Source organism: Candidatus Obscuribacterales bacterium, from assembly GCA_036703605.1.
GTDB lineage: Bacteria > Cyanobacteriota > Cyanobacteriia > RECH01 > RECH01 > RECH01.
Genome location: DATNRH010000313.1, coordinates 1 through 1,073 on the forward strand (window position 1 = coordinate 1; position 1,073 = coordinate 1,073).

The 1,073-nt window shown below is 54.1% G+C and carries 2 protein-coding genes; both read left to right on the forward strand.

What is annotated here, in order from left to right; genetic code table 11:
- Positions 1-342: 342 nt before the first annotated feature.
- Positions 343-516 (forward strand): hypothetical protein, encoded by a 174-nt coding sequence (locus V6D20_06645; protein HEY9815465.1) that lies wholly within the window; start codon positions 343-345, stop codon positions 514-516.
- Between the two features lie 330 nt (positions 517-846).
- Positions 847-1,073 (forward strand): hypothetical protein (locus tag V6D20_06650; GenBank protein ID HEY9815466.1); only part of this gene is annotated, 227 nt, incomplete at its 3' end.

The window sequence follows — 1,073 nt, forward strand, 5'->3', positions numbered from 1 at the left end:
TATCTGCACTCCCAGGCTGTAATTCACAAGAACATTTCACCCGAGAATGTTCTAGTCGGCTCGGCTGGCAATGTGGTTATCTCCGGCTTCTCCCTGTCCAAGGTTAGCCCTGGGGACCAGGAGCGGGAGTTCGAAACCGGCGAGGTTGAATATTGTGGTATGTTCCCCGCTCTTTGACCTCCAGCACCCGAGATTCTGATGAACAAACCTTATGGCTCGCCATACGATGTTTGGGGGTTGGGTATTGTAACCTACATCCTCCTCTGTGGACACCCTCCCTTCCAGAACCCTAACACCATGGCCCTGAAGGTGTGTTCCACAAAGCTTACTCTCTAGGGGCAAGTGAGACAGGGTAAGTTTGAGTTTGGCGATGAATTCGCTCCGGTCTCGCAGGAGGCCAAGGACTTCATTCAGAGCTGCCTGCAGGTGGATCCTACCCAGCGCCCTAAGGCGAAGGATTTGGCTGGTAAGTTTGGCACCCTAGACAAAGCCCCCCGCCCACCCTCTAAGCATTAGGCCATGCCTGGCTCAGTAGCTCTAGTGCCGCTGCCCTGCCGAACTTTTCGGGCACGCTAAACGCTTGGATCGCCTCCCTCACTGTCAATTAAATCGCTGCTTCATCGGCTTGCTCGTATGGTGGCGTGTTGTTTCAGACTGCCGAAGCCCAGGGGCAACAAAATCATAGTTTATGCCGCATTTTCTTAGAAGCGGTTGTCCGTCACGGGCTTAGGGGGGCCAGGGTCGGGTGAGCCCTCAGGAAGGGGCTCGACAAGAGTCAAAACGACGTCTGGGTGTGAACAAAGTGGGGGTAGGCAGATAGATCAAGAGAGGGGAAGGAGGGCACCTTTGTGGACAGGCATCAACAGCATCTGGCCGTCGAACTTCAGGATTCCACGAGTGCGGGCAGCCTTCAAGGAGCCGACCTTTGGTATCAGTTTTTTTCCATGGAAGCTGCAACTGCAACAGTATCCAAGTGGCAATGAAAAGACTCCCCAAACGCCATCCTTTCCCTCTCTAACGTACCAGGGACTCGAAGAGCTGTTCACACTTGGGGTCGTTGAAGATCTGCTCAA